The sequence below is a fragment of the Pseudomonas sp. 22490 genome (assembly GCF_052044465.1).
Lineage (GTDB): Bacteria > Pseudomonadota > Gammaproteobacteria > Pseudomonadales > Pseudomonadaceae > Pseudomonas > Pseudomonas aeruginosa.
This window is the reverse complement of the sequence record NZ_JBQENS010000040.1, coordinates 15,983-37,501: the sequence shown is the minus strand read 5'-3', so window position 1 is coordinate 37,501 and position 21,519 is coordinate 15,983. Positions and strand designations below refer to the sequence as shown.

The window sequence follows — 21,519 nt, the reverse complement described above, 5'->3', positions numbered from 1 at the left end:
GGCTGCTCCATGGCGTACATCGCTATCGCCGATGCGGCGATAGCGCCGGGCACAACCCATCAGAATGGATAGGGGTTGGCGTCCTTTCGCGCAATGCTCCGCGGTTGCCCGGAGATTGCGGTTACATGCGCTAATTATTTGCCGTTGTTATCCGTTCCCCTCTGTGACAGCGCGGGCAGGTGCCCGGCGCCCCGGCGTGCGCAGCAGGAGACGGAAATGCCGATCGATCATGGGAAAGCGCTCTGCCCCGGACGAGGGCCACGACAGCGGCGCAAGGAGGTCGGCAGGTGAGCCCGGCCGTTTCCCTGCAATTGTTCTGCCTGCCTTATTCGGGGGCCAGCGCCACGCTGTTCCGCCGCTGGCAGCCCAGCCTGCCGGGCTGGATCCGCTTGCTGCCCCTGGAATTGCCGGGGCGCGGCCTTCGCTTCGGCGAGGCCCTGCATACCGATGCCGCCAGCCTGGTCGCGCAATTGGCCGGCGAGCTGCAAGGCACCCTCGATAGCGCTTCTCCCTACGCCTTCTTCGGCCACAGCCTGGGCGGGCTGCTGGCCTTCGAACTGGCCCATGCCATGCGTCGGCGCGGCCTCGAAGGGCCGCTGGCGCTATTCCTCTCCGGTGTATCCCCGCCCGCCGAAAACGATGTCAGCGGCTACCGGCGCGCCAAGGCCGACGCCGAACTGGTTGCCGCGTTGCGCGACTACCGGGGTACTCCGGAGGCCGTCCTCAACGATCCGTCGCTGATGCAGATGCTGTTGCCAGTGGTGCGAGCGGACTTTCTCGTCACCGGCAGCTACCGCTACCAGGCGCATGGGCCGCTGGACGCGGCGCTGCACCTGTTCGGCGGACGCGAGGACAGCCTGCGCAGCGCCGAGTTGCTCGGCTGGCTGCATGAGGCCGGGGGCGACTTCACCCTCGACCTGCTCGACGGGCAGCACTTTTTCATCCGTGAACAGCAGGGGCAGTTGCTGCGCCTGCTGCGTCGCTACGCCGGCCAGCATCTGCTGCGCTGGCACAAGGACAAGGTCCGGGGAAGCATGCGCGCCGCCAGTTGAGGGGCGGCCGCGACGACTGTTTCCGGGACTCACTAGAACTCGATTGCAAGCCGAATTCAGGCAGGAAAACACATGATGGACGCCTTCGAACTTCCCACCACCCTGGTCCAGGCCCTGCGTCGCCGCGCTGTCCAGGAGCCCGAGCGCCTGGCGCTGCGCTTCCTCGCCGAGGACGATGGCGAAGGCGTGGTCCTCAGCTATCGCGATCTCGACCTGCGCGCGCGGAGCATCGCCGCGGCCCTGCAGGCCCATGCGCAGCTGGGCGATCGCGCGGTACTGCTGTTTCCCAGCGGCCCCGACTACGTCGCGGCGTTCTTCGGTTGCCTGTATGCCGGGGTCATCGCGGTGCCGGCCTACCCGCCGGAATCGGCGCGCCGCCATCACCAGGAACGCCTGTTGTCGATCATCGCCGACGCCGAGCCGCGCCTGGTCCTGACCACCGCTGACCTGCGCGAGCCATTGCTGCAGATGAACGCGCAACTGTCCGCCGCCAACGCCCCGCAACTGCTCTGCGTCGACCAGTTGGACCCGGCCGTTGCCGAGGCCTGGGACGAGCCGCAAGTGCGTCCCGAGCACATCGGCTTCCTCCAGTACACCTCCGGTTCAACCGCATTGCCCAAGGGCGTGCAGGTCAGCCATGGCAACCTGGTCGCCAACGAGGTGCTGATCCGCCGAGGCTTCGGCATCGGTGCCGACGACGTGATCGTCAGCTGGCTGCCGCTGTACCACGACATGGGCCTGATCGGCGGCCTGCTGCAACCGATCTTCAGCGGCGTACCCTGCGTGCTGATGTCGCCGCGCTACTTCCTCGAACGTCCGGTGCGCTGGCTGGAAGCCATCAGCCAGTACGGCGGCACCGTCAGCGGCGGTCCCGATTTCGCCTACCGGCTGTGCAGCGAGCGGGTCGCCGAGTCGGCCCTGCAGCGTCTCGACCTGAGCGGCTGGCGGGTAGCCTTCTCCGGTTCCGAGCCGATCCGCCAGGACAGCCTGGAACGCTTCGCCGAGAAATTCGCCGCCAGCCGCTTCGAGGCGTCCAGTTTCTTCGCCTGCTACGGCCTCGCCGAGGCGACCCTGTTCGTCACCGGCGGCCAGCGCGGCCAGGGCATTCCCGCCCTGGCGGTGGATGGCGAGGCGCTGGCGCGCAACCGCATCGCCGAAGGCGCAGGCAGCGTGCTGATGTGCTGCGGCCGCAGCCAGCCGGAACACGCCGTGCTGATCGTCGACGCGGCGAGCGGCGAGGTCCTCGGCGACGACAACGTCGGCGAGATCTGGGCCGCCGGGCCGAGCATCGCCCACGGCTACTGGCGCAACCCGGAAGCCTCGGCGAAGACCTTCGTCGAGCGTGACGGGCGCACCTGGCTGCGCACCGGCGACCTCGGCTTCCTCCGCGACGGCGAACTGTTCGTCACCGGGCGCCTGAAGGACATGCTCATCGTCCGCGGCCACAACCTCTATCCGCAGGACATCGAGCGCACCGTCGAGAGCGAGGTGCCGTCGGCGCGCAAGGGCAGGGTCGCGGCCTTTGCGGTCACGGTCGATGGCGAGGAGGGCATCGGCATCGCCGCCGAGATCGGTCGCGGCGTCCAGAAATCGGTGCCGGCCCAGGAGCTGATCGACTCGATCCGCCAGGCGGTGGCCGAGGCCTACCAGGAAGCGCCGAAGGTGGTGGCGCTGCTCAATCCCGGCGCCTTGCCGAAGACGTCCAGCGGCAAGCTGCAACGTTCCGCCTGCCGCCTGCGCCTGGAAGACGGCAGCCTGGACAGCTATGCGCTGTTTCCCGGCCTCCAGGCCGTGCAGGAGGCGCAGCCGCCGGCAGGCGACGACGAACTGCTGGCACGCATCGGCGAGATCTGGAAGGCCCGGCTGGGCGTGGCGCAGGTAGCGCCGCGCGATCACTTCTTCCTGCTTGGCGGCAATTCCATCGGCGCCGCCCAGGTGGTCGCCCAGGTGCGCGACAGTCTCGGCGTCGCCCTCGACCTGCGCCAACTGTTCGAGGCGCCGACCCTGCAGGCCTTCAGCGCCACGGTGGCCCGCCAACTGGCCGCCGGCCTGCCGGCCGAGGCACCGATGGCGCACCTGCCGCGCGGTGTCGACCTGCCGCAGTCGGCGGCGCAGCAGCGTCTCTGGCTGACCTGGCAGATCGATCCGCAGAGCGCCGCCTACAACATCCCCGGCGGCCTGCGCCTGCGCGGCGAGCTGGACGAAGCGGCGCTGCGCGCCAGCTTCCAGCGCCTGGTCGAACGCCACGAAGCGCTGCGCACGCGTTTCCTCGAGCGCGACGGCGCGGCCTTGCAGCGTATCGACGAGCGGGGCGAGTTCGCCTGGCAGTTCGTCGACCTCGCCGCGCTGGCCGAGCACGAACGCGCCGCGGCTGCCGCGCAGCGCCGCGAAGCCGAGGCGCAGCAGCCGTTCGACCTGGAAAAGGGGCCGCTGCTGCGGGTCAGCCTGGTGCGCCTGGACGAACAGGAGCACCAGCTCTGGGTCACCCTGCATCACATCGTCGCCGATGGTTGGTCGCTGAACCTGCTGCTCGACGAATTCTCGCGGCTCTACGCCGAAGCCTGCGGCGGCCAGCCGGCCGACCTGGCGCCGCTGGAACTGCACTACGCCGAGTTCGCTGCCTGGCAACGGCAGTGGCTGGACGCGGGCGAGGGCGCCCGCCAACTGGCCTACTGGCGGGAACGCCTGGGCGACACGGCGCCGGTGCTGGAACTGGCCACCGACCATCCGCGCACGGCGCGCCAGGCGTCGCCCGCCGCGCGCTACAGCCTGCGGGTCGACGAAGCCCTGGCGCGGGCTATCCGCGAGGCCGCGCTGGACCATGAGGCGAGTGTCTTCATGTGGCTGCTGGCGGCGTTCCAGGCGCTGCTGCATCGCCACAGCGGGCAGGGCGAGATCCGCATCGGCGTGCCCAGCGCCAACCGCCAGCGCCTGGAGACCCAGGGGCTGGTCGGCTTCTTCATCAACACCCTGGTCCTGCGCGGCACGCCCCGGGCGCGCCAGCCGTTCGCCGCATTGCTCGGCGAGGCTCGCGAGGCGACCCTCGGCGCCCAGGCCAACCAGGACCTGCCGTTCGACCAGGTGCTCGCGGCCTGCGGCCAGGGCGGCCAGTTGTTCCAGGTGCTGTTCAACCACCAGCAGCGCGACCTGTCGGCGTTGCGCCGGCTGCCCGGCCTGCTCGCCGACGAGCTGCCCTGGCACAGCCGCGAAGCCAAGTTCGACCTGCAACTGCAGAGCGAGGAGGACGCTCGCGGTCGCCTGACCCTGAATTTCGACTACGCCGCGGACCTCTTCGACGAGGCCAGCATCCGGCGTTTCGCCGCGCAATACCTGGAGCTGCTGCGCCAGGTCGCGGAAGACCCGCAGCGCTGCCTCGGCGATATCGCCCTGGTCGACGCCGAGCAGGCGGCGCACCTCGCCGAATGGGGCAGCGCGCCCTGCGAGCCGGCGCGCGCCTGGCTGCCGGAGCTGCTGGAGCGGCAACTGGTGCAGTCCGCCGAACGCGTCGCCCTGGAGTGGGACGGCGGCAGCCTCGGCTACGCCGAACTGCACGCCCGGGCCAACCGCCTGGCCCACTACCTGCGCGACAAGGGCGTCGGCCCGGACGTGCGGGTAGCGATCTGCGCCGAGCGTTCGCCGCAACTGCTGGTCGGTCTGCTGGCGATCGTCAAGGCGGGCGGCGCCTACGTGCCGCTGGACCCGGACTACCCCAGCGAACGCCTGGCCTACATGCTCGCCGACAGCGGCGTCGAGTTGCTGCTGACCCAGGCCCATCTGTTCGAGCGCCTGCCTGGCGCGGAGGGCGTCACGCCGATCTGCCTGGACAGCCTCAAGCTCGACAACTGGCCGAGCCAGGCACCGGGCCTGCACCTGCACGGCGACAATCTCGCCTACGTCATCTACACCTCCGGCTCCACCGGCCAGCCGAAGGGCGTGGGCAACACCCACGCGGCGCTGGCCGAGCGCCTGCAATGGATGCAGGCCACCTACGCCCTCGACGGCGACGACGTGCTGATGCAGAAGGCGCCGGTGAGCTTCGACGTGTCGGTGTGGGAGTGCTTCTGGCCGCTGGTCACTGGTTGCCGGCTGGTCCTCGCCGCCCCCGGCGAGCACCGCGATCCGGCGCGCCTGGTGGAACTGGTGCGGCAGTTCGGGGTGACCACGCTGCACTTCGTGCCGCCGCTGCTGCAACTGTTCATCGACGAACCCGGCGTCGCCGCCTGCGGCAGCCTGCGCCGCCTGTTCTCCGGCGGCGAGGCGCTTCCGGCGGAGCTGCGCAACCGCGTGTTGCAACGCCTGCCGGCGGTGGCCCTGCATAACCGCTACGGGCCGACCGAGACCGCCATCAACGTCACCCATTGGCAGTGCCGCGCGGAAGACGGCGAGCGTTCGCCGATCGGCCGACCGCTGGGCAACGTGCTCTGCCGCGTGCTGGACGCCGAGTTCAACCTGCTGCCGGCCGGCGTCGCCGGCGAGCTGTGCATCGGCGGCCTGGGCCTGGCCCGCGGCTACCTGGGGCGCCCGGCGCTGAGCGCCGAGCGCTTCGTCGCCGATCCGCTCTCGGCCGCTGGCGAGCGCCTGTACCGCACCGGCGACCGCGCGCGCTGGAACGCCGACGGCGTGCTGGAATACCTCGGCCGCCTCGACCAGCAGGTCAAGCTGCGTGGCTTCCGCATCGAGCCGGAGGAAATCCAGGCACGCCTGCTGGCGCAGCCGGGGGTGGCCCAGGCGGTAGTGGTGATCCGCGAAGGCGTGGCCGGCAGCCAGTTGGTCGGCTACTACACTGGCGCTGTCGGCGCCGAGGCGGAAGCCGAGCAGAACCAGCGTCTGCGCGCCGCGCTACAGGCCGAACTGCCGGAATACATGGTCCCGGCGCAGTTGATGCGCCTGGCGCAGATGCCCCTCGGCCCGAGCGGCAAGCTGGATACGCGGGCGCTGCCGGAGCCGGTCTGGCAGCAGCGCGAGCACGTCGAGCCGCGGACCGAGCTGCAACGGCGCATCGCCGTGATCTGGAGCGAAGTGCTCGGCCTGCCGCGGGTCGGCCTGCGCGACGATTTCTTCGAGCTCGGCGGGCATTCCCTGCTGGCCACCCGCATCGTCTCGCGCACCCGCCAGGCCTGCGACGTCGAACTGCCGTTGCGCGCGCTGTTCGAGGCCAGCGAACTGGAGGCCTTCTGCGAACAGGTCCGCGCAGCCCAGGCCGCCGGACGTACCGACAGCCACGGCGCGATCCGCCGCATCGACCGCGAGCAGCCGGTGCCGCTGTCCTACTCGCAGCAGCGCATGTGGTTCCTCTGGCAACTGGAGCCGGACAGCCCGGCCTACAACGTCGGCGGCCTGGCACGCCTGAGCGGGCCGCTGGACGTGGCGCGCTTCGAGGCCGCGCTACAGGCCCTGGTGCAGCGCCACGAGACCCTGCGCACCACGTTCCCCAGCGTCGACGGCGTGCCGGTACAGCGCGTGCACGGCGATGGCGGCCTGCACATGGACTGGCAGGACTTCTCCGCGCTCGACCGCGACAGCCGCCAGCAGCACCTGCAGACCCTCGCCGACAGCGAGGCGCACCGGCCCTTCGACCTTGAGAGCGGGCCGTTGCTGCGGGTCTGCATGGTGAAGATGGCCGAGCGCGAGCACTACCTGGTGGTGACCCTGCACCACATCGTCACCGAAGGCTGGGCGATGGACATCTTCGCCCGCGAACTGGGCGCGCTCTACGAGGCCTTCCTCGACGACCGCGAATCGCCGCTGGAGCCGTTGCCGGTCCAGTACCTGGACTACAGCGTGTGGCAGCGCGAGTGGCTGGAGAGCGGCGAGCGCCAGCGCCAGCTCGACTACTGGAAGGCCCAGCTGGGCAACGAGCATCCGCTGCTCGAACTGCCGGGCGACCGGCCACGCCCGCCGGTGCAGAGCCACCAGGGCGACCTCTACCGCTTCGACCTGAGCCCCGAGCTGGCCGAGCGCGTGCGTCGCTTCAACGCCGCCTGCGGGCTGACCATGTTCATGACCATGACCGCCACCCTTGCGGCCTTGCTCTACCGCTACAGCGGCCAGCAGGACCTGCGTATCGGCGCGCCGGTGGCGAACCGCATCCGCCCGGAGAGCGAAGGGCTGATCGGCGCCTTCCTCAATACCCAGGTGCTGCGCTGCCGGCTCGACGGACAGATGAGCGTCGGCGAGCTGCTTGAGCAGGTGCGGCAGACCGTGATCGATGGCCAGTCGCACCAGGACCTGCCGTTCGACCACCTGGTGGAAGCCCTGCAACCTCCGCGCAGCGCCGCCTACAACCCGTTGTTCCAGGTGATGTGCAACGTCCAGCGCTGGGAGTTCCAGCAAACCCGGCAACTGGCCGGGATGACCGTCGAGTACATCGCCAACGATGCGCGGGCGACCAAGTTCGACCTCAACCTTGAGGTCACCGACCTCGACCAGCGCCTCGGCTGCTGCCTGACCTACAGCCGCGACCTGTTCGACGAACCGCGCATCGCGCGGATGGCCGGACACTGGCAGAACCTGCTGGAGGCGCTGCTGGGCGACCCGCAGCGGCGCATTGCCGAATTGCCGCTGTTCGCCGCCGAGGAGCGGAAGCAACTGCTGCTCGCCGGCACGGCCGGCGAGGCAGGGCTCCAGGACACCCTCCATGGCCTGTTCGCCGCCCGCGTGGCGGCCAGCCCCCAGGCCCCGGCGCTGACCTTCGCCGGACAGACCCTGAGCTATGCCGAACTCGATGCCCGCTCCAACCGTCTGGCGCGCGTCCTGCGCAGTCACGGCGTCGGCCCGGAAGTGCGGGTCGGCCTGGCCCTGGAGCGTTCGCTGGAGATGGTCGTCGGCCTGCTGGCGATCCTCAAGGCCGGCGGCGCCTACGTGCCGCTGGACCCGGAATATCCGCTGGAGCGCCTGCAATACATGATCGAGGACAGCGGCGTACGCCTGCTGCTCAGCCACGCGGCGCTGTTCGAGGCCCTCGGCGAGCTGCCGGCGGGCGTGGCGCGCTGGTGCCTCGAGGAGGACGGCCCGGCGCTGGACGCCGAGGACCCCGCGCCGCTGGCAGCGCTGAGCGGGCCGCAGCACCAGGCCTACCTGATCTATACCTCCGGCTCCACCGGCAAGCCGAAGGGCGTGGCGGTCTCCCACGGCGAGATCGCCATGCACTGCGCCGCGGTGATCGAGTGCTTCGGCATGCGCGCCGAGGATTGCGAACTGCACTTCTATTCGATCAACTTCGACGCTGCCAGCGAGCGCCTGCTGGCCCCGTTGCTGTGCGGCGCCCGCGTGGTGCTGCGGGCCCAGGGCCAGTGGGGCGCGGAGGAAATCTGCGAGCTGATCCGCGCGGAGGGCGTGAGCATCCTCGGCTTCACCCCGAGCTACGGCAGCCAGCTCGCCCAGTGGCTGGAGAGCCAGGGCCGGCAGTTGCCGGTGCGCATGTGCATCACCGGCGGCGAAGCGCTGACCGGCGAGCACCTGCAACGGATTCGCCAGGCCTTCGCCCCGGCGTCGTTCTTCAATGCCTACGGACCGACCGAGACGGTGGTCATGCCGCTGGCCTGCCTGGCTCCCGAACGACTGGAGGAGGGTGCCGCCAGCGTGCCGATCGGCAGCGTGGTCGGCGCGCGGGTCGCCTACATCCTGGATGCCGACCTGGCCCTGGTGCCGCAGGGCGCGACCGGCGAACTCTACGTCGGCGGCGCCGGCCTGGCGCGCGGCTACCATGAGCGTCCGGCGCTCAGCGCCGAGCGCTTCGTGCCCGATCCCTTCGCTGCCGAGGGCGGCCGCCTGTACCGCACCGGCGACCTGGTGCGCCTGTGCGACAACGGCCAGGTGGAATATGTCGGCCGCATCGACCACCAGGTGAAGATCCGTGGCTTCCGCATCGAACTGGGCGAGATCGAGGCGCGCCTGCTGGAGCATCCGCAGGTTCGCGAAGCGCTGGTCCTGGCGCTCGACAGCCCGAGCGGCAAGCAGTTGGCCGGTTATGTCGCCAGCGCGGTGGCCGAGCAGGACGAGGACGCCCAGGCGGCGCTGCGCGAGGCGCTGAAAACGCATCTCAAGCAGCAATTGCCGGACTACATGGTGCCGGCCCACCTGCTGTTGCTCGCCAGCTTGCCGCTGACCGCCAACGGCAAGCTCGACCGCCGCGCGCTGCCGGCGCCCGACCCGGCGCTCAACCGGCAGGCCTACGAGGCCCCGCGCAGCGTGCTGGAGCAGCAACTGGCCGGGGTCTGGCGCGAGGTGCTGAACGTCGAGCGGGTAGGTCTCGGCGACAACTTCTTCGAACTGGGCGGCGATTCGATCCTGTCGATCCAGGTGGTCAGCCGCGCCCGCCAGCTCGGCATCCACTTCAGTCCCCGCGACCTGTTCCAGCACCAGACCGTGCAGAGCCTCGCCGCGGTGGCCCGGCACAGCCAGGCCAGCCAGGCCGAGCAGGGGCCGGTGCAGGGCGACAGCGCGCTGACGCCGATCCAGCACTGGTTCTTCGACCTGCCGCTGGCGCGCCGCGAACACTGGAACCAGGCGCTGCTGTTGCAGCCGCGGCAGGCCATTGACCTCGGTCTGCTGCGCAAGTCCCTGCAACGCCTGGTCGAACAGCATGATGCCCTGCGCCTGGCGTTCCGCCAGGTCGACGGCGAGTGGCTGGCGCAGCATCGTCCGCTGCGCGAACAGGAACTGCTCTGGCACGTCCCGGTGCAATCCTTCGACGAATGCGCCGAGCTGTTCGCCAAGGCCCAGCGCAGCCTCGACCTCGAACAGGGGCCGCTGCTGCGCGCGGTGCTGGTGGACGGCCCGGCCGGTGAGCAACGCCTGCTGCTGGCGATCCACCACCTGGTGGTGGACGGGGTGTCCTGGCGGGTGCTGCTGGAGGACCTGCAACAGGTCTACCGTCAGTTCGCCGAGGGCGCCGAACCGGCGCTGCCGGCCAAGACCAGCGCCTTCCGCGACTGGGCCGGACGCCTGCAGGCCTACGCCGGCAGTGAATCGCTGCGCGAGGAGCTGGGCTGGTGGCAAGCCCGGCTGGGTGGGCAGCCGGTCGAGTGGCCGTGCGACCGCCCGCGGGGCGACAACCGCGAGGCGCTGGCGGAAAGTGTCAGCCTGCGGCTCGACCCGCAACGTACCCGGCAATTGCTGCAACAGGCGCCGGCGGCCTACCGCACCCAGGTCAACGACCTGCTGCTGACCGCCCTCGCTCGCGTGCTCTGCCGCTGGAGCGGGCAGCCGTCGACGCTGGTGCAGTTGGAAGGGCATGGCCGCGAGGCGCTGTTCGACGATATCGACCTGACCCGCAGTGTCGGCTGGTTCACCAGCGCCTACCCGTTGCGCCTGACCCCGGCGCAGAGCCCAGGCGAGTCGATCAAGGCGATCAAGGAACAGCTCCGCGCGGTGCCGCACAAAGGCCTCGGCTACGGCGTGCTGCGCTACCTCGCCGATCCGGCGGTGCGCCAGGCGATGGCCGCGCTGCCCACGGCGCCGATCACCTTCAACTACCTCGGACAGTTCGACCAGAGCTTCGCCGACGCCCTGTTCCAGCCGCTGGACCAGCCCACCGGGCCGATCCACGACGAGCAGGCGCCGTTGCCCAACGAGCTGAGCGTCGATGGCCAGGTCTACGGCGGCGAGCTGGTGCTGCGCTGGACCTACAGCCGCGAGCGCTACGACGCGCAGACGGTGAACGAGCTGGCGCAGGCCTATCTCGCCGAACTGCAGGCGCTGATCGAGCATTGCCTGGAAGACGGCGCCGGCGGCCTGACCCCGTCCGACTTCCCGCTGGCGCAACTGAGCCAGGCGCAACTGGACGCCCTGGCGGTGCCGGCCGGCGAGATCGAGGACGTCTATCCGCTGACCCCGATGCAGGAAGGGTTGCTGTTACACACCCTGCTGGAACCGGGCACCGGCATCTACTACATGCAGGACCGCTACCGGATCGACAGCCCGCTCGATCCCGAGCGCTTCGCCGCCGCCTGGCAGGCGGTGGTGGCCCGCCACGAGGCGCTGCGTGCGTCGTTCGTCTGGAATGCCGGCGAAACGATGTTGCAGGTGATCCACAAGCCCGGTCGCACCCGCATCGAGTTCCTCGACTGGAGCGAACTGCCGGAGGACGGCCACGAGGAACGCCTGCAAGCGCTGCACAAGCGCGAGCGCGAGGCCGGCTTCGACCTACTCGAACAGCCGCCGTTCCACCTGCGCCTGATCCGCCTGGGCGAGGCGCGCTACTGGTTCATGATGAGCAACCACCACATCCTCATCGATGCCTGGTGCCGTGGCCTGCTGATGAACGACTTCTTCGAGATCTACAGTGCTCTCGGCGAAAGCCGCCCGGCGAACCTGCCGACGCCGCCGCGCTACCGCGACTACATCGCCTGGCTGCAACGCCAGGACCTGGAGCAATCGCGACGCTGGTGGAGCGAGAGCCTGCGCGGCTTCGAGCGGCCGACCCTGGTGCCCAGCGACCGCCCGTTCCTCCGCGAGCACGCCGGCGAAAGCGGCGGGATGATCGTCGGTGACCGCTACACGCGTCTGGACGCCGCCGACGGCGCGCGCCTGCGCGAACTGGCGCAGCGCTACCAACTCACCGTCAACACCTTCGCCCAGGCCGCCTGGGCGCTGACCCTGCGCCGCTTCAGCGGCGAGCGCGACGTGCTGTTCGGCGTCACCGTGGCCGGGCGTCCGGTGGGCATGCCGGAAATGCAGCGCACCGTCGGCCTGTTCATCAACAGCATCCCATTGCGCGTGCAGATGCCGGCCGCCGGCCAGCGCTGCACGGTACGCGAATGGCTGAACCGGCTGTTCGAGCGCAACCTGGAGTTGCGCGAGCACGAGCACCTGCCCCTGGTGGCCATCCAGGAAAGCAGCGAGCTGCCCAAGGGCCAGCCGCTGTTCGACAGCCTGTTCGTGTTCGAGAACGCCCCGGTGGAAGTCTCGGTGCTGGACCGCGCGCAGAGCCTGAACGCCAGTTCCGACTCCGGGCGTACCCACACCAACTTCCCGTTGACCGTGGTCTGCTATCCGGGCGATGACCTCGGCCTGCACCTGTCCTACGACCAGCGCTACTTCGAGGCGCCGACCGTCGAGCGCCTGCTCGGCGAGTTCAAGCGCCTGCTGCTGGCCCTGGCCGACGGTTTCCACGGCGAACTGGAGGCCTTGCCGCTGCTCGGCGAGGACGAGCGCGACTTCCTCCTCGACGGCTGCAACCGCAGCGCCCGCGACTACCCGCTGGAGCAAGGCTACGTGCGGCTGTTCGAGGCGCAGGTGGCGGCCCATCCGCAGCGCATCGCCGCCAGTTGCCTGGAACAGCGCTGGAGCTACGCCGAGCTGAACCGCCGGGCCAACCGCCTCGGCCACGCCCTGCGCGCCGCCGGCGTCGGCATCGACCAGCCGGTGGCACTGCTGGCCGAGCGCGGCCTCGACCTGCTCGGCATGATCGTCGGCAGCTTCAAGGCCGGTGCCGGCTACCTGCCGCTCGACCCCGGCCATCCGACCCAGCGCCTGACCCGGATCGTCGAGCTGAGCCGCACGCCGGTGCTGGTCTGCACCCAGGCCTGCCGCGAGCAGGCGCTGGCGCTGTTCGACGAACTCGGCTGCGTCGACCGGCCGCGCCTGCTGGTGTGGGACGAGATCCAGCAGGGCGAGGGCGCCGAGCACGATCCGCAGGTCTACAGCGGGCCGCAGAACCTCGCCTACGTGATCTACACCTCCGGCTCCACCGGACTGCCGAAGGGCGTGATGGTGGAGCAGGCGGGCATGCTCAACAACCAGTTGAGCAAGGTCCCGTACCTGGAACTGGACGAGAACGACGTGATCGCCCAGACCGCCTCGCAGAGCTTCGACATCTCGGTCTGGCAGTTCCTCGCCGCGCCGTTGTTCGGCGCCCGCGTGGCAATCGTGCCGAACGCCATCGCCCACGATCCGCAGGGCCTGCTGGCGCACGTCGGCGAACAGGGCATCACGGTGCTGGAAAGCGTGCCGTCGCTGATCCAGGGCATGCTCGCCGAAGAGCGCCAGGCCCTCGACGGCCTGCGCTGGATGCTGCCCACCGGCGAGGCGATGCCGCCGGAACTGGCGCGCCAGTGGCTCAAGCGCTACCCGCGGATCGGCCTGGTGAATGCCTACGGGCCGGCGGAATGCTCCGACGACGTGGCGTTCTTCCGCGTCGACCTGGCCTCCACCGAGAGCACCTACCTGCCGATCGGCAGTCCCACCGACAACAACCNCCGACGACGCCTTCGAACTGGTGCCGCTGGGCGCGGTGGGCGAGCTGTGCGTGGCCGGCACCGGCGTCGGTCGTGGCTACGTCGGCGATCCGCTGCGCACCGCCCAGGCCTTCGTCCCGCATCCGTTCGGCGCGCCGGGCGAGCGCCTGTACCGTACCGGCGACCTGGCGCGGCGGCGCGCCGACGGACTGCTGGAATATGTCGGGCGGATCGACCACCAGGTGAAGATCCGCGGCTTCCGCATCGAGCTGGGCGAGATCGAGGCGCGCCTGCACGAACGCGCCGACGTCCGCGAGGCGGCGGTGGCGGTGCAGGAAGGGGCGAACGGCAAGTACCTGGTGGGCTACCTGGTTCCCGGCGAGACACCGCGTTCCAGCGCCGATTCGCCGGCCGGACTGATGGTGGAGCAGGGCGCCTGGTTCGAGTGGATCAAGCAGCAACTGCGCGCCGACCTGCCGGACTACATGGTGCCGCTGCACTGGCTGGTGCTGGACCGGATGCCGCTCAACGCCAACGGCAAGCTCGACCGCAAGGCGCTGCCGGCGCTGGACATCGGCCAGATGCAGAACCAGGCCTACCAGGCCCCGCGCAACGAACTGGAGGAAACCCTGGCGCGGATCTGGGCCGAGGTGCTGAAGGTCGAGCGGGTCGGGGTGTTCGACAACTTCTTCGAACTCGGCGGGCATTCGCTGCTGGCCACCCAGATCGCCTCGCGGGTGCAGAAGGCCCTGCAACGCAACGTGCCGCTACGGGCGATGTTCGAATGCACCACGGTGGAAGAGCTGGCCAGCTACATCGAGTCCCTGGCCCCGAGCGAGATCAGCGAGCAGAAGGCCGAGCGCCTGAACGACCTGATGTCGAAGCTGGAAATGCTCTGAGGCACGCGCCCCGCCACAGGACGGATACCTGTGCGGGGCGCGTGGCGGAAAGGCATGAAAAAGGCCCGCCGAAGACGCCCGGGCGTCCTTGGCGGGCCTTTCTACAAATCCGCTCTAGGCAAACCAGCCCTCTGACCTTGAGGGAGAGGGGCGTTCGGAGCGGCGAACCCGCCCGCTAGGCGAGCGTAGCTCCTACAGGGGACGGTCCGGCCGGGAGTCGCGCAGCGTTCGCTTGCGCGGCTTCTCCTTGGTTTCACGACGCATCTTGCGAGGCTGACGGAGGCCCGTCAGGTCCTGGCTGCCCTGGTCATCCGTGTAGAGATCGTCCAGAAGGTTTCGCGTTATCTTCATGCCAGCGGTTTCGTGCTGTCCGTGGGAAAGGAGAGGCTAGGCCCGAGTCGTTGCTCTATTGTTAATGGATGGCGCCGCACCGCTTAAGCTGGCAGAACTGACAGGCCCCGCCCAACACGACGCCAGAGCGGCGCCTACAGCGGGCGCAACTTGCGCAACCAGCGTCGCCAACCCAGTTGCACCATGGGCTCGCCCTGGCGTTCGAGGAGGTCGGGCATCTCGCTGAAATTCACCCAGAGCTTGCCCTGCCAGTCGAGCATGTGCACCACCTGGCGCTCCCAGCGCAACTTGACGTAGCGCGGCATGCCGCTGTCGTCGGTGGCGCTGCGCAACTCCGGCACCACCTCGCCGCTGAGCCAGCGGCGCAATTCGCCGCCATCGCCGCGCTGCTGGTAGATCAGCGTGGCATACGCGCCGGACTCGCTGATCAGCCACTGCGCCTGGTCTTCGCCACGTTCGGAACGCAACGACTCGCGGCGCGCCTGGTCGTCGTCCAGGCGGGCGAGCATCTGTTCGGGCTGGCTGTGTTCGATCAGCCGGGCGAAGTCGTCGAGGACGAACCAGGCCTGGTCGTCGATCAGCAGCGCGCGCAGCAATCGCTGCTGTCGGAAGAAGTAGTGCGGGGCAAGCTGGGTATGGCCGTGCATAGGAGAAATCCTTCTCTGAGCTGTCCGCTGCCTGGCTTCTGCCGGCGCGGCAGGGAGACAGGCCGCTCGTGGGTGTTGGGCCAGCAGGCTGTGGTCTGCCGGGAACCGAAGTCGCCGGCGAAAAAAGCCTACTGACAGCGCCTGTAGGACGGCAATGGCTAAGCCTTGTACGAAGTCTCCGATGGCACAAGCCCGCTGAACAGCTAGGCCTATGAGGGTAGGCTCTTGTCCACTGTCTATATGGCGGTGAACTGCTCGCAGCCGAACCTGTTCCCTGAGCATTTCCTGGTTACCTGCGTGGCACTGGGCTGGCCCGGAAAACCTATAGCCATTTGGCGGAAAACAGGAGCGGCGGGTTTTTCCCTGCCAGAAAACCTCTTTTTTCGAGGTCTCGTAACTTGCTGATTTATAGGGGCGTAAGAAATCGTCCGAAAAAAGGGTCGGAAGCTTCGGGCAATTGGCGGCCGTTTCGCGAGGACCGGGACGGCGATCAAGCGTGCCGTTCGGGCGCGAAAGGTCCTGTGATGGGCGATGCCACAAAGCCCCCGGCCAGGCCGGGGGCGTCGCGCCGGGGAGCGGCGCTACAGGCTCGGGTGGCCCGCCTCGATTTCGGACAAGGCATCGCTGAGCAGCGACAGCAACGCACCGTTGATGTAGGCCAGGGTGCCGCCGGGCTCTTCTTTCTCATCGAGCAAACGGGTCATGGCCAGGATGTTGATTGCCGACCTCAGGCGCACTTTCGCGTTGTCGAACAAGTGCGTGGGGAGTGCATGGGTGTCCACGTACAGGGTGGCGCTACGCGGACACATGTCGGCCTGGGAGGTGGGTAGCAGCGGGACGAAGCGGGGGGACGATTCTGTTACCTCGGGGTTGGACGTATCATTCGGCTTAGCCATGGGTCAGCTCCTTTATAAGCTGGTTTGTGGTTAGCGGGTCGTAGGTGTTCCCGCACCTGCGGCCCGCGTCTTTTTTGCCCTCAGAAAATAGAGGGCAGTGCCGTTCGGTCCTGTCCCTGCGGGATGGATTTGCCGGCCCCTCCATCATCCTCCTACTGGGTTTTTATCCAATTCCCGGGCTTCTGAGAGAGCCTGCGGAAATGTCCGGGGGAGCTGTCCGGCGTTTCCAGGGCCTGTAGGGCGAATACCGCCACAGGCGGTATCCGCCGATACCCCGGATAAGCGGCGGATAACCGCGAGCGGTTATTCGCCCTACGGAGCTGGGGAGGTGTCGGCGTTTCCAGGGCGTTATCCGCCGATTCAGAACGCCAGCAGGTAGCGCAGGGTCAGTTGGTTGCCTTCGCTGCGGTTGCGCGCGCCGCTTTCGGCGTAGAGGTTGGCGAACAGCGTTTGCCTGCCCTGGCTGTACATCACCCCCGGGCCTATGCCGAAGACCTGCTCGCGCGAGTCGGCCTGCCGGTGGCCGTCGATGCGGTCGGCGCTGATCTGTTTCAACTGGTAGCCGGCCAGGCCGATCCGCCAGTGCGGGTCCAGCGCGTAGGAGATCGAGAAGTTCGCGTGCAGCGCCTGGCCCGGCTGTACGTCGTTTGCGCCCAGGCGCGGCGAGGGGTCGTCGTTGCGGCTGATCCAGGCGTAGTGCAGGCGGCCGCTGAGTTCCAGGCGCTCGCCCAGTTCCCAGGTGAAGGCGTAGTGCGGGTTGAAGATCCAGGTGTTGCTGCCGGTGTTGATCGCGGCGTCCTTGTCGTAGTCACCGGTGGGCAGGGAGAAGACGAAGTTCAGGCGCTGCCAGTAGGGGCGGCCGAACAGCGTAGCGGGCCCCCATTGCAGCATCAGCGGGCTGACGATCAGGTCGCCCTGGCGGGTGCGCCGGCCGTCCGGGCCGCCGTCGATATCGAGGTCCAGGCGTACCAGCGGCAGCAGCACTTCGGCGCCGTAGTGGGCGCCGAGCAGGGTGTTCTGGCTGAGGTAGGCGAAGTGCGGCAACAGCGTGGTGCCACGAACCCGTTGCCGACCGGGAACCGAATGCCCGCCGGCGTCGCTGGCGTTGTTCGCCCGAACGTATTGCAGGGGCAGTTCGAAGAGCATGCCGGGACGGCTGACGCCGTCCATGAAGCTGGCGTTGCCGAGCGCCAGCGGCGGCAGCGCGACGGCGTCGGCGCGGGCCTCCAGGCAGAGTGCGGCGGAGAGGGCGCCGAAGGTGGGTAGCAGGGCTGCACGCATGAGGGAGTTTCTCTTTTTTCTGGTTCCGTGGGTTCAGAGCAACCTGATCGGGTAGTCGACCACCACCCGGTATTCGTCGGAGCTGGAGTTGCCGCGGGTGTTGCCGGGGGCGGTGTAGCCTTCGCCGGGGCGGTGGGTGGCCCAGCGCAGGGTCACGCTGAGGCCCTTGGCCGGGCCGGCGGGGAAGGCGTAGCGCAGCGACAGGTCGCGTTCCCAGTGCTGGGCGTTCTTGCCATTGGGGTTGTAGAGGTAGCCGTAGCCCGCGCTGTCCGGGTCGACCCGGGTCAGGTCGGCCTGGCCACGGCCGTAGGCGGCGCCGAACTGCCAGTCCGGGGCGGCGAGGAAGGCCAGGCTGGCCTGGTACTGGATCTTCCACGAGCGCTCGCCGGGGCCGTTGAAGTCGGCGTACTGCATGGCGTTGCTTTCGTAGAGGAAGGTCCGGTCGTTCTGCGCGATGAAGTCGAACGGGGTGTCGCCATCGACCTTTTGCAGGCTGAGGCTCAGCGACTGGCCGCCGCCGGCCAGGGTCAGGCCGGCGTTGTAGAGGTCGTTGTCGATCCGGCCGAGCTGGCTGCGGCCCTGGTTGCGGGTCTTGTAGTAATGCAGCCAGGGCGTCAGGGTCAATTGGCTGGAAAGCCGCCACGGCTGGCTGAGGCCGAGGTAGTGCTGGTTCCAGATATCCTCCAGGCGGCCGCTGTAGAGCGTCGCCTGGCTGCCGCCGGGGGCGCTGTAGCTGGCGCCCAGCCAGGCGATGTGCGGGCTTTCGCGATCGGCGGCGATACCGCCCTTGGTGCCGTTGCCGTAGCCGCTGGTGAGATGACTGTGGCCGTTCTGGTTGCGCAGGCGGGTGGCTTCGACGAAGCCGGCGTCCAGTTCGAGCGCGTGGAAATGGTAGTTCTTCAGGGTCACGCCACGGTAGCTCTGCGGCACCATGCGACTGACGCCGCTGGCGATCACCGGGTTCTCCAGCAACTGGTCGCCGATCTTCAGCAGGCTGTCCAGGCCGCGCAGCTTGAGGGCCGCGCCGGCCGCCGAGAAGCTGTCGGCGGGGCGACCGGCGGAGTCCAGCGGCAGCACGCCGGCACCGCCGCTGCCGCCACCGCCGTCCAGGCGCAGGCCGTAGAAGGCGTGCGCATCCAGGCCGATGCCTATCGGCGTTTCGGTATAGCCGGAGCGGAACGACAGCATCAGGCCCTGGGCCCATTCGCGCTGGTCGCGGCGGGACGGGGTGTCGTGGTTGTCGCGGGCGAAATAGTAGTTGCGGAGGAAACCGTTCAGCGTCGAGCCTTCGACGAAGCCCGGCGGCACCTTCATTTCGGCTTTCTGCCGCTGGTTCAGGCCGGTGCTGATGTTGTCGCGATGGCCCAGGGAGTCGTCGGCGAGGGTCGAGCCCGGACCTATGGCAAGGGCAAGGCAGAGCGTAGCCCCGCGCTTCATGGAGGAATCAGGCATGGGTCCGGTCCGTAGTCGTTGCTGTCCACCAGGCTCCTGCTCGGCAAAAGAAGGGGCGTGCAGCCCCTTCCTTCCCATGGATCACTTGCGCTGCGAATCCAGTTGCTCGTGGTTGTTGACCACGGCCTGGGCCTTGGCGTAGCTCTCGATCAGCAGTTGGTAGTGCGGGAATACCGCGCTGTAGGCTTCGGCGAACTGCACGGCGTCGTCGCGGTTCCAGGTGCGCTGGATTTCCGAGCAGACCGCGGCGGTGTCCATCGGCACCACGCCGGCCTGGACCACCCGTGCCAGGGTGATTTCCTGGGCCATCTTGGAGTAGGTGCCGGAGGCGTCGATCACCGCGAACACCTGATAGCCGTCGTGTACCGCGGCGATGCTGGGGAAGGCCATGCACACGCTGGTGATGGTGCCGGCGATGATCAGTTGCTTCTTGCCGGTGGCCTTCACCGCGGCGACGAATTCCGGGTTGTCCCAGGCATTGATCTCACCCTTGCGCGCGACGTACTGGGCGTGCGGCGCGGCCTCGTGGATCTCCGGGATCAGCGGGCCGTTGGGGCCCTGCGGTACCGAGGCGGTGGTGATCACCGGGATCTTCGCCAGGGTGGCGACCTTGGCCAGGGTGGTGGCGTTGGCGCGCAGTTCGGTCATCGGCATGTCCTTGACCGTCTGGAACAGGCCGCTCTGGTGGTCGATCAGCAACATGGCGGCGTTGGCCGGATCGATCTTCGGGGTCTGGCCGTTGAAGTTGGCGGGAGCGCTCATTTCCATTTCCTCTTGCAGGGTGGTCGTCCGTGAATTTCGGGCAAAGCCCGGCCGGGCCCGCGCTTCCTGCGCGGGCCATGTCGTAGGGGGGCGGACTTCAGTGGGCGCGGATGAAGCGCCCGTTCTCGAAGTCCTCGATGGCCTGGTCGATTTCCTCGCGGCTGCTCATCACGAAGGGGCCATAGCCGATGATCGGCTCGTCCAGCGGCTCGCCGCTGAGCACCAGCAACTGCACGTCGTTGTTGGCTTCCAGTTCCAGCCGCGGGTCGTCGCGGTCGAGCAGGGCGACCTGGGCTTCGCGAACGATCTCGTCGCCGACCGCGAGGGTGCCGCGCAGGACCACCACGGCGCAGGTATGTCCCTTGGGCAGGTCGAGGGCGAGGTGCTTGCCGGCCTTCAGCTGCACGTCCCAGACCGCCAGCGGCGAGTGGGTCAGCGCCGGCCCCTGGTTGCGGCCGTAGCGTCCGGCGATCACCCGCAGTTCGCCGGCCCTGTCGGGCAGGCCGACGCGGGGAATGTCGGCATCCAGCAGGGTCTGGTAGCGCGGCGGGTTCATCTTGTCGCTGGAGGGCAGGTTGACCCATAGCTGGACCATTTCCAGCGTTCCACCTGTGCTACGGAAGCGTTCCGAGTGGTACTCCTCGTGGAGGATCCCGGAGGCCGCCGTCATCCACTGCACATCCCCCGGCCCTATGCGTCCGCCGGCGCCGGTGGAGTCGTGGTGCTCGACCTCGCCCTGGTAGACGATGGTCACCGTCTCGAAGCCGCGATGAGGATGCTGGCCTACGCCGCGGCGCTGCTGTGCGGGGGGGAAATCAGCAGGCCCGGCGTAGTCCAGCAAGAGGAACGGGCTGATATGCTGGCCCAGTGTGTTGTAGGAAAAGAGCGAACGAACGGGGAATCCGTCGCCCACCCAGTGGCGGTTGGCGTTGCCGTAGATTCCCAGGACCTTTTTCACGTCGGTGCTCCTCGATTGAGTCGATGGAGCGATACGCTAGTTCCCGGGAGTGGGAACCGGTAGTCCGCAAATCAAGTCTCAGAGTCTCGCAGGTGGAACGATGAGTGGTGAGCTGGTGTTCGATCTGAACGCGCTTTTCATCTATGCCAAGGTGGTCGAGCACGGTGGTTTCGCCCCCGCCGGGCGGGTGCTGGGAATTCCCAAGTCGACCATCAGCCGCAAGGTCGCGCAGCTCGAGGCACGCCTGGGGGTGCGCCTGGTGCAGCGCTCGACGCGGCAATTCCAGGTGACCGAGATCGGCCAGGCCTATTACCGTCATTGCGTGGCGATGACGGTGGAAGCGGAGGCCGCCGAGGACGTCATCGAACAGAACCGCTCGGAGCCGTGCGGAATGGTCCGCCTGACCTGCTCGACGCCGTTGCTGCACTTCGAACTGGCGCCGATGCTGGCGCGCTTCATGGCGCAGTACCCGAACGTCGAGCTGTACGTGAAGACCTTCAATCGCCGGGTCGACGTGATCGCCGAAGGTTACGACGTCTCGCTGTCGCTGCGTTTCCCGCCGCTGGAGGACAGCGACCTGGTGATGAAGGTGCTGGCGCGCAGCCCGCAGGTGCTGGTAGCCAGCCCAGAGCTGCTGGCCCGCTACCGCCCGCCGGAGCTGCCGGCCGACCTGTCGGCGATGCCCTACGTCGGCTGGGAGCGTTCGCGCCTGGACGGCAGCCTGCGGCTGGTCGGCGCGGATGGCAGCAGCGCGGCCCTCAACCTGCGCCCGCAACTGCTCAGCGACGACCTCGGCACCTTGCGCCAGGCGGTGCTGGAGGGCGTCGGGATCGGCGGCCTGCCGCTCTGCGTGGTCAGTCGCGACCTGGCCGAGCGCCGGCTGGTGCGGGTGCTGCCGGAGTGGACGCCGGTGGAAGGCATGGTGGTGGCAATGTTCCCTTCGCGGCGCGGGCTGTTGCCTTCGGTCCGCGCGCTGATCGACTTTCTCGCCGCAGGCTTCGCCGACGCCGCGCAGCGCCAGTACCCGGCGCCGGGCTGAGGC

Annotated in this window: 8 protein-coding genes and 1 pseudogene; 3 read left to right on the top strand and 6 right to left on the bottom strand. The window is 68.7% G+C overall.

The features are described from left to right. The first annotated feature begins 287 nt into the window (after window positions 1-287). Together pvdG and pvdL are read left to right on the top strand one after the other, a co-directional pair. Window positions 288-1,052 carry a pyoverdine biosynthesis thioesterase PvdG gene (pvdG, locus tag ACTJJX_RS30375; RefSeq protein WP_003116905.1) on the top strand — a complete coding sequence of 255 codons (765 nt, stop codon included), beginning with the start codon at window positions 288-290 and terminating at the stop codon, window positions 1,050-1,052. Window positions 1,053-1,124: 72 nt separating this feature from the next. Then, window positions 1,125-14,130, top strand: a pseudogene (gene pvdL, locus ACTJJX_RS30370) (pyoverdine non-ribosomal peptide synthetase/polyketide synthase PvdL). A 485-nt stretch (window positions 14,131-14,615) separates the two neighbouring features. Here the strand turns inward: pvdL and ACTJJX_RS30365 are convergent. The 6 genes from ACTJJX_RS30365 to ACTJJX_RS30340 form a co-directional block, all read right to left on the bottom strand. After that, entirely contained in the window at window positions 14,616-15,128 is a 513-nt protein-coding gene (locus ACTJJX_RS30365; protein ID WP_016852855.1) for a BRO-N domain-containing protein, read from the bottom strand. 581 nt (window positions 15,129-15,709) lie between these two features. Beyond that, window positions 15,710-16,024: a hypothetical protein gene (locus tag ACTJJX_RS30360; protein WP_003113065.1), complete on the bottom strand. Its 315-nt coding sequence runs from the start codon at window positions 16,022-16,024 to the stop codon at window positions 15,710-15,712. Between the two features lie 360 nt (window positions 16,025-16,384). After that, window positions 16,385-17,305, bottom strand: a complete 921-nt coding sequence (locus ACTJJX_RS30355) for a SphA family protein (protein ID WP_003111281.1) — start codon at window positions 17,303-17,305, stop codon at window positions 16,385-16,387. Window positions 17,306-17,338: 33 nt separating this feature from the next. Continuing rightward, window positions 17,339-18,757: an OprD family porin gene (locus tag ACTJJX_RS30350; protein ID WP_016852856.1), complete on the bottom strand. Its 1,419-nt coding sequence runs from the start codon at window positions 18,755-18,757 to the stop codon at window positions 17,339-17,341. An 81-nt stretch (window positions 18,758-18,838) separates the two neighbouring features. Next, window positions 18,839-19,519 carry a hydrolase gene (locus tag ACTJJX_RS30345; RefSeq protein WP_003111283.1) on the bottom strand — a complete coding sequence of 227 codons (681 nt, stop codon included), beginning with the start codon at window positions 19,517-19,519 and terminating at the stop codon, window positions 18,839-18,841. A 97-nt stretch (window positions 19,520-19,616) separates the two neighbouring features. Beyond that, a complete protein-coding gene (locus tag ACTJJX_RS30340; RefSeq protein ID WP_016852857.1) occupies window positions 19,617-20,477 on the bottom strand; it encodes a pirin family protein in 861 nt (286 codons plus the stop codon). A 100-nt stretch (window positions 20,478-20,577) separates the two neighbouring features. Between ACTJJX_RS30340 and ACTJJX_RS30335 the strand changes: the two genes are divergently transcribed. Next, on the top strand, window positions 20,578-21,516 hold the full coding sequence (locus ACTJJX_RS30335) for a LysR substrate-binding domain-containing protein (protein WP_003116916.1): 939 nt from the start codon (window positions 20,578-20,580) through the stop codon (window positions 21,514-21,516). Window positions 21,517-21,519: the final 3 nt, after the last annotated feature.

Excerpts from the sequence above, each read along its gene's own strand:
- ACTJJX_RS30365 (WP_016852855.1), bottom strand. The coding sequence starts at position 15,128 with ATGCACGGCCATACCCAGCTTGCCCCGCACTACTTCTTCCGACAGCAG.
- ACTJJX_RS30360 (WP_003113065.1), bottom strand. The coding sequence starts at position 16,024 with ATGGCTAAGCCGAATGATACGTCCAACCCCGAGGTAACAGAATCGTCC.
- ACTJJX_RS30355 (WP_003111281.1), bottom strand. The coding sequence starts at position 17,305 with ATGCGTGCAGCCCTGCTACCCACCTTCGGCGCCCTCTCCGCCGCACTC.
- ACTJJX_RS30350 (WP_016852856.1), bottom strand. The coding sequence starts at position 18,757 with ATGCCTGATTCCTCCATGAAGCGCGGGGCTACGCTCTGCCTTGCCCTT.
- ACTJJX_RS30345 (WP_003111283.1), bottom strand. The coding sequence starts at position 19,519 with ATGAGCGCTCCCGCCAACTTCAACGGCCAGACCCCGAAGATCGATCCG.
- ACTJJX_RS30335 (WP_003116916.1), top strand. The coding sequence starts at position 20,578 with ATGAGTGGTGAGCTGGTGTTCGATCTGAACGCGCTTTTCATCTATGCC.